The organism is Cellulomonas sp. NPDC057328, assembly GCF_042667215.1.
Classification (GTDB): domain Bacteria; phylum Actinomycetota; class Actinomycetes; order Actinomycetales; family Cellulomonadaceae; genus Cellulomonas.
Genome location: NZ_JBHUZW010000152.1, coordinates 1 through 7477, shown reverse-complemented (window position 1 = coordinate 7477; position 7477 = coordinate 1). Strand labels below are relative to the sequence as shown.

At 76.5% G+C, this 7477-nt stretch carries 8 protein-coding genes; 4 read left to right on the top strand and 4 right to left on the bottom strand.

Annotation, left to right across the window (positions count from 1 at the left end; genetic code table 11):
* Positions 1-21 precede the first annotated feature (21 nt).
* Together dapB and ACFUMH_RS17735 are read left to right on the top strand one after the other, a co-directional pair.
* Complete coding sequence (dapB, locus tag ACFUMH_RS17740) at positions 22-780, top strand: 4-hydroxy-tetrahydrodipicolinate reductase (protein ID WP_378208670.1); 759 nt, start codon at positions 22-24, stop codon at positions 778-780.
* The gene (locus ACFUMH_RS17735; protein WP_378208668.1) at positions 777-1265 is read left to right on the top strand and encodes a hypothetical protein; all 489 of its coding nucleotides are present in this window, start codon (positions 777-779) and stop codon (positions 1263-1265) included. The genes dapB and ACFUMH_RS17735 overlap by 4 nt, the downstream gene beginning before the upstream one ends.
* Before the next feature lie 62 nt (positions 1266-1327).
* Here the strand turns inward: ACFUMH_RS17735 and ACFUMH_RS17730 are convergent, their stop codons facing one another.
* The 4 genes from ACFUMH_RS17730 to ACFUMH_RS17715 form a co-directional block, all read right to left on the bottom strand.
* Complete coding sequence (locus ACFUMH_RS17730; RefSeq protein WP_378208666.1) at positions 1328-1888, bottom strand: GNAT family N-acetyltransferase; 561 nt, start codon at positions 1886-1888, stop codon at positions 1328-1330.
* A gap of 52 nt (positions 1889-1940) precedes the next feature.
* Positions 1941-2255: an AzlD domain-containing protein gene (locus ACFUMH_RS17725; RefSeq protein WP_378208664.1), complete on the bottom strand. Its 315-nt coding sequence runs from the start codon at positions 2253-2255 to the stop codon at positions 1941-1943.
* On the bottom strand, positions 2252-3043 hold the full coding sequence (locus ACFUMH_RS17720; RefSeq protein WP_378208662.1) for an AzlC family ABC transporter permease: 792 nt from the start codon (positions 3041-3043) through the stop codon (positions 2252-2254). The genes ACFUMH_RS17725 and ACFUMH_RS17720 overlap by 4 nt, the downstream gene beginning before the upstream one ends.
* 130 nt (positions 3044-3173) lie before the next feature.
* A complete protein-coding gene (locus ACFUMH_RS17715; RefSeq protein ID WP_378208659.1) occupies positions 3174-4643 on the bottom strand; it encodes an NAD-dependent succinate-semialdehyde dehydrogenase in 1470 nt (489 codons plus the stop codon).
* Between the two features lie 115 nt (positions 4644-4758).
* Between ACFUMH_RS17715 and dapA the strand changes: the two genes are divergently transcribed.
* Positions 4759-5676 carry a 4-hydroxy-tetrahydrodipicolinate synthase gene (gene dapA / locus ACFUMH_RS17710; RefSeq protein WP_378208657.1) on the top strand — a complete coding sequence of 306 codons (918 nt, stop codon included), beginning with the start codon at positions 4759-4761 and terminating at the stop codon, positions 5674-5676.
* Between the two features lie 50 nt (positions 5677-5726).
* A complete protein-coding gene (locus ACFUMH_RS17705) occupies positions 5727-7412 on the top strand; it encodes a ribonuclease J (protein WP_378208655.1) in 1686 nt (561 codons plus the stop codon).
* The last annotated feature ends 65 nt before the right edge of the window (positions 7413-7477 follow it).

Below are 7477 nucleotides of genomic sequence, written 5' to 3'. Positions count from 1 at the left end.
GGGCGGCTAGGGTGGCGAGCCGTGAGCGAACCGATCCGCGTGGCCGTGCTGGGTGCGGCCGGCCGCATGGGGTCCACCGTCGTGCGAACCGTGCAGGAGACCGAGGGCCTCGAGCTCGTCGCCCAGCTGGAGGCCGGCGGGGACCTCGGGTCCGTCGTCGCGGCGGGCGCCCAGGTGGCCGTCGACTTCACCGTGCCGGCGGTGACCGAGCAGAACGTGCACGCCCTCGTCGACGCGGGCGTGCACTGCGTCGTTGGCACGACGGGGTGGACCGACGAGTCGCTCGGCCGCGTGCGGGAGCGTCTCGCGGGCGCGCCCGGCGTGGGCGTCGCCGTCGTGCCGAACTTCGCCCTGGGGGCCGTCCTCGCGATGGCCTTCGCGCGGCAGGCGGCGCGCTGGTTCGAGTCCGCCGAGGTCGTCGAGCTGCACCACCCCGACAAGGTCGACGCGCCGTCGGGCACCGCGCGGCACACGGCGGAGGGGATCGCCCGGGCGCGCGCCGCCGCGGGGCTCGGCACCGCGCCCGACGCGACGACGCAGGCCCTGGACGGCGCGCGTGGCGCCGACGTGGACGGCGTGCGCGTCCACGCGGTCCGCCTGCGCGGCCTCGTCGCGCACGAGGAGATCCTCTTCGGCAACGTCGGGGAGCAGCTCACCATCCGCCACGACTCGTTCGACCGTGCGAGCTTCATGCCGGGCGTCGTGCTGGCCGTGCGCCGGGTCGTCGACCGCCCCGGCCTCACGGTCGGGCTCGAGCCGTTCCTCGACCTCGGCGCATGAACGACGCCCCGCGGTCGCGGCGCCGGTCCGGCCTCCTCGCGGCGCTCGCCCTGACGGCCCTGCTCGCCGTCTACGTGGGCGTCGTCGCCGTGCGCGCGCTGCAGCTCGTCGGCACGGGACGCGCCGTCGGCGTGGTCCTCGGCGTCGCGCTGCTCGTGGTCCCGCTGCTCGTGGTCGTCCTGATCGGGCGCGAGCTGCTGCTCGCCGTGCGGGTGCAGCGGATGGCCGACGCGCTCGCCGCGGCGGGCCGTCTGCCCGTCGACGACCTGCCGCGCTCGCCGTCCGGCCGCGTCGACCGGGCCGCCGCGCGCGCGGCGTTCGACCCGTACCGTGCGCGCGTCGAGGCCGCCCCGGACGACTGGGAGGGCTGGTACCACCTGGGCTTCGCGTACGACGCCGCGGGGGACCGGCGCCGTGCCCGGGCCGCGCTGCGCACGGCCGCCCGGCTGCACCGCGGGCGGCCCGCGACGACCGACCTGCCCTGACGGGCGCGGACCTGCCCGGACGGGCGCGGTCCCGACCCGGCGCGCTCAGGTCCGGCGACCGGTCAGATCGCCGCGTACCAGCGGTGCTCGGCGACCACGTGCGCCTCCTCGTCCGGCCCGGGGCCGGTCGCGAGCCGCCGCGTGAGGCCGTCGGGGCCGAGCCCCGCGCCGGCGAGGAAGCGCACGCGGGCGTCGTCGCCGTCCATGACCCAGGTCTGCACCTGGTCGGCGCCGTCGGCGCGGAGCACGTCCACGACGGCCGCGAGCAGGCGCGAGCCGTGCCCCGCACGCTGCGCGGACGGGTCGACCTCGAGCGCCAGCACGACGCCCGCCGGTGCCTCGCCCGGGTCGGCTGCCGGCACGGGCGCCACCGACGCGAAGCCGACGACCGCCGGACCGGCGCACGCGACGAGCACGCGGTAGCCCGGGCCCGGGGGAGCGGTGATCGCCCGTTCCCACTGCGCGGCGAACGCGGACGGGTCGAGCGCGTCGAGGACGCCGTCGCCCAGGACGTCGGCGTGCGCGGTGCGCCACGCACGGAGCTGGATGCCGGCGACGACGTGCTCGTCCCCGGGGACGGCGGGGCGGACCGAGACGTCGGCGGCGGGGGTCAGCAGCGACACCCCGCGAGACTAACCCGCGGCGGGCGCCGGCCGTCGCGGGCCCACCGGGGCGTCACGGCATGCCGAGCAGCCGCAGGCCCGCGGCGGTCGCGGCGGCGAGCAGGACGACGACGACGAACGGTGCGCGCAGCGCGAGCGCGACCGCCGCGACGGCGAGGGCGGGGACCCGGGCGTCGAGGACGAGGCGGCCGCCGGCGGTGGCGGTCTGCACCGCGACGAGCGCGGCGAGCAGCGCGACGGTGACGAGCGCGGCGGTCCGGGCGACGCGCGGCTCGGCGAGCCAGTGCCGCGGCAGCAGGTGCCCGGCGAGCTTGAGGGCGAGGCAGGCGGCGCTCGCCAGGAGCACGGCCAGCCAGAGCGCGGTCACGGTGCGGGCCTCCCCGGGTCGGGCGCGCCGGCGGGGCCGCCGGCAGGCGCGTCGTCGTCGGCGTCGACGGCAGGTGCGTCCGCGTCGCCGCCCGGCAGCGGCACCGCGGGCAGCGCGGGGCTGAGCACCCCGACGAGGATCGCGACGGCGGCCGCGAGCAGCACCGGGACGCCGGCGGGCACGACCGGCGTCGTCGCGAGCGCGACGAGCACGGCGGCGGCCGCGACGAGCCGCGCGGTGCGTCCCTGCGGGCCGCCGAGCCGCGGCCACACGAGCGCGAGGAAGGCGGCCGCGGCCGCGGCGTCGAGGCCGTAGGCCCGCGGGTCGCCGAGGCGGTCGCCGGCGAGCGCGCCGACGAGCGTGAACAGGTTCCACAGCACGAACACGCCGCCGCCCGTCCACCAGAACCCGACGCGCGCGGCGGTGCGGTCGGGCTGCGCCGTCGCGACGGCGGTGGACTCGTCGATGGTCAGCTGGGCGGCGGGCAGCAGGGCGGACGCCGGCAGCGCGAGCAGCGGCGCGAGCTGCGCCCCGTACAGGGCGTTGCGCGCGCCGAGCAGCGCGGCCGACGCGACGGCGGCCCCGACGGCGCCTCCGGCCCCGAGGACGCCGATCAGCGCGAACTGCGACCCGCCGGAGAACAGCAGCAGGCTCAGCGCCATCGTCTGCGCGACGTCGAGGCCCGACGCGACGGACAGCGCCCCGAACGAGACGCCGTACAGCCCGGTCGCCACGGACACCGACACCGCCTGGCGGCGCGCGGCACGCAGGACGTCGGGCGGGCTCACGCCGTCACTCTAGGCAGTCGTCCCGGGCGCCCGCGCCGGCCGTCCCGATGCCGGCCGCCCCGACGCCGGCCGTCCCGATGCCGGCCGCCCCGACGCCGGCCGTCCCGACGACCGAGGGGGCGCCGGGCCGCTAGAGCGCGACGTACACGGTCTCGAGGTACTCCTCCATGCCGGCCGCGCCGCCCTCGCGGCCCAGGCCGGACTGCTTCACACCGCCGAACGGGGCGCTCGCGTCCGACACCATGCCGCGGTTGAGGCCGACCATCCCGGCGTCGAGGGCCTCCGCCATGCGCATCGCCCGGCCGACGTCGCGCGTGTAGGCGTAGGCGACGAGGCCGAACGGCGTGTCGTTCGCGAGCCGCACCGCCTCGTCCTCGTCGTCGAACGTGACGATCGGCGCGACGGGGCCGAACGTCTCCTCGGTCACGACCCGCAGCGCGGGGTCGACCGACGTGAGGACCGTGGGGGCGTAGAAGTACCCCGGTCGCCGCACCGGCTCGCCGCCCGTGCGCAGGACGGCCCCGCCGTCGACGGCCTCGGTCACGACCTCGTCCACGCGCCGCACGGCCGACTCCTCGATGAGCGGGCCGACCGTGGTGTCCGGGTCCGCGCCGTGCCCGACGACGAGGCGCTCGAACGCGTCGGTGAGCCGGTCCGCGAACTCGCGCGCGACCGACCCGTGCACGAGGAAGCGGTTCGCGGCGACGCACGTCTGGCCGGAGTTGCGCATCTTCGCCTGCACGGCGCCCTCGACGGCGGCGTCCAGGTCGGCGTCCTCGAACACGAGGAACGGCGCGTTGCCGCCGAGCTCCATCGACGTGCGGAGCACGTGCGGCGCGGCCGCGGCGAGCAGGGTGCGCCCGACCTCCGTCGAGCCCGTGAACGACAGCTTGCGCAGCCGCGGGTCGCCGAGCAGCGGCTCGGACACCTTCCGCGCCGAGGACGTCGGCACGACGTTGACGACGCCGGTCGGCAGGTCGCGGCCGTCCAGCTCGGTGCGGATGAGCTCGAGCACGTAGGCGGTGGTCAGCGGCGTGAGCCGGGCGGGCTTGACGACGACGGTGCAGCCGGCCGCCAGGGCCGGGGCGACCTTGCGGGCGATCATCGCGATCGGGAAGTTCCACGGGGCGATGAGCAGCGCGGGACCGACGGGGCGCCGCAGGACCAGCTGGTGGTGCGTGCCCGCGGGCGCCCGGCGTGCGAGGCCGTCGGCCCGCACCGCCTCCTCGGCGTACCAGCGCACGTAGTCGGCCGCGTACGCGACCTCGGCCCGTGACTCGGCGAGCGGCTTGCCGCCCTCGGCGGTGACGAGCGCGGCGATGTCCTCGCTGTGCGCGGTGAGCACCTCGAAGACGGCGCGCAGCAGCTCGGAGCGGACGCGCGGCGCCGTCGCGCGCCAGGCGGGGAACGCGTCGTGCGCGGCCGCGAGCGCGTCCAGGGCGTCCTGCTCGTCGCCGTCGGCCACGTCGAACAGCGTCTCGCCCGTCGCGGGGTCGACGACGGGGAACGTCGCGCCCCCGCGCGCGGGACGCCACTCGCCCCCGACGAGCATCCCGGTGGGCACGTGCGCGGCGACGGACGGCGGCAGCGGCGTGGTCATGGCGCCCAGTCTGGACGCGCGGCGTCGACCCGGCGCGGCGAGCGCGCGGGTCCCGGCCGGGGCCGACGCGCGGGCGGCGCCCGCGCCGGCCGTGCCCGGGCGGTACCGTGTGCCCATGCCCACCGTCACGTCCGCGACGCACCCGTTCGGGTCCGTGCTGTCGGCCATGGTCACCCCCATGACCGCCGACGGCGCGGTCGACCTCGAGGCGACCGTCGCGCTCGCGAAGCACCTGGTGGACCACGGGCACGACGGCCTGGTGCTCAACGGCACCACGGGCGAGGCGCCGACGACGCACGCCCCGGAGAAGGCCGAGGTCGTCGCCGCGGTGGTCGAGGCGGTCGGGGACCGGGCGTACGTCGTCGCCGGCGCCGGCTCCAACGACACCGCGCACGCCGTCCGGATGGCCGAGCAGGCCGCCGAGGCGGGCGCGCACGGCCTGCTGGTCGTCACGCCGTACTACTCGCGCCCCTCGCAGGAGGGCGTGTTCCGGCACGTGTCCGCCGTCGCGGACGCCACCGACCTGCCCGTCATGCTCTACGACGTCCCCGCCCGCTCCGTCGTGCGCCTCGCCCCCGCGACGATCGACCGCCTCGCGGCGCACGACCGCGTCGTCGCCATGAAGGACGCGACCGGTGACGTCGTCGCCGCGGCCACGGCGATCCGCCGCACGGGGCTCGCCTGGTACAGCGGCGACGACGGCCTCACCCTGGGCTTCCTCGCGCACGGCGCCGTCGGCCTCGTCGGCGTCGCGACGCACGTGCTCGGCGACCAGATGGCCGCGCTGTTCGACGCGTGGCGCAGCGGCGACACCGCGCGCGCGCTCGAGATCTTCCTCGCGGTCGAACCCGCGATCACCGCCATCAACGGTGACGGTTTCCAGGCGGTCGCCGCGAAGGCCGCCCTCGTGGAGACGGGCGTGCTGCGCAGCCGCGCGACCCGTCTCCCGCTCGTCCCCTACACCGACGACGAGGCAGCGCGTGTGCGCGCCGGTCTGCAGGCCGCCGGCCTGCTGGACGTCGTCACGGCCTGACCGCGCCGCCCGACCGCGGCGCGGGGCCGGCCACGACCCACAGGAGCTCCATGAGTCACCCGCACCCCGACCTGACCCTGCCGCCGCCGCTGCCCGAGGGCGGTCTGCGGATCGTGCCGCTCGGCGGCCTGGGGGAGGTCGGGCGCAACATGGCCGTGCTCGAGCACGCCGGCCGGCTGCTCGTCATCGACTGCGGCGTCCTCTTCCCCGAGGACCACCAGCCCGGCGTCGACCTGATCCTCCCGGACTTCGACTACATCCGGGACCGCCTCGACGACATCGAGGCGATCGTGCTGACGCACGGCCACGAGGACCACATCGGCGCCGTCCCGTACCTGCTGCGGCTGCGCCGGGACATCCCGCTGGTGGGTTCGCAGCTGACGCTCGCGTTCGTGGAGGCGAAGCTCAAGGAGCACCGCATCCAGCCGCTGACGCTCGCGGTGCGCGAGGGCCAGGTCGAGCAGCTCGGCGTCTTCGGGTGCGAGTTCGTCGCGGTGAACCACTCGATCCCGGACGCGCTCGCCGTCGCCGTGCGCACCGCGGCCGGCACGGTGCTGCACACCGGCGACTTCAAGATGGACCAGCTGCCGCTCGACGGCCGCATCACCGACCTGCGCGCGTTCGCGCGGCTCGGCGACGAGGGCGTCGACCTGTTCATGGTCGACTCCACGAACGCCGAGGTGCCGGGCTTCGTCACACCCGAGCGCGAGATCGGCCCGGTGCTGGACCAGGTCTTCGCCGAGTCCACCGGCCGCGTCGTCGTGGCGTCGTTCGCGTCGCACGTGCACCGCGTGCAGCAGGTGATCGACGCCGCCGTCGCGAACGAGCGGAAGGTCGCGCTCGTCGGCCGCTCCATGGTCCGCAACATGGGCATCGCCGCGGAGCTGGGCTACCTCAAGGTGCCCGACGGCGTGCTCGTCGACCAGAAGCAGATCGAGAGGCTGGCCGACGACCGCGTCGTCCTCATGTGCACCGGGTCGCAGGGCGAGCCGATGGCCGCGCTGTCGCGGATCGCGAACAACGACCACAAGGTCTCGGTCGGCCCCGGCGACACCGTCGTGCTCGCGTCGAGCCTCATCCCCGGCAACGAGAACGCCGTCTTCCGCGTCATCAACGGCCTCATGCGCCTGGGTGCCCGCGTCGTGCACTCCGGCAACGCGAAGGTGCACGTCTCCGGCCACGCGAGCGCCGGCGAGCTCCTGTACTGCTACAACATCCTGCGCCCGCGCAACGTCATGCCCGTGCACGGCGAGGTGCGCCACCTCATCGCGAACGCCGCGCTCGCCGTGAAGACCGGTGTGCCGGCCGACCGGGTCGTGCTCGCGGAGGACGGCGTCGTCGTCGACCTGGTCGACGGCCGGGCCAGCGTCGTCGGCGCGGTGCCGTGCGGGTACGTCTACGTCGACGGCTCGAGCGTCGGTGAGCTCACCGACGCGGAGCTGAAGGACCGCCGGATCCTCGGCGACGAGGGCTTCGTGTCGATCTTCGCGGTCGTGTCCTCGCAGGACGGCAAGGTGCTGGCGGGCCCGCAGATCCACGCGCGCGGCGTCGCGGAGCAGGACGACGTGTTCGACGAGATCCTCCCGCAGGTCACCGCGGCGCTCGAGGACGCCGTCCGCACGGGCGCGACGGACACCCACCAGCTGCAGCAGGTCATGCGGCGCGTCGTCGGCCGCTGGGTCTCCGGCAAGCTGCGCCGGCGCCCGATGATCATCCCGATCGTCGTGGAGGCGTAGCGGCCGGTCGGCACGAGCGGGACGGCGCCGCGAGCGGCGCGGCGGAGGGCGCGGGTCCGTTGCTG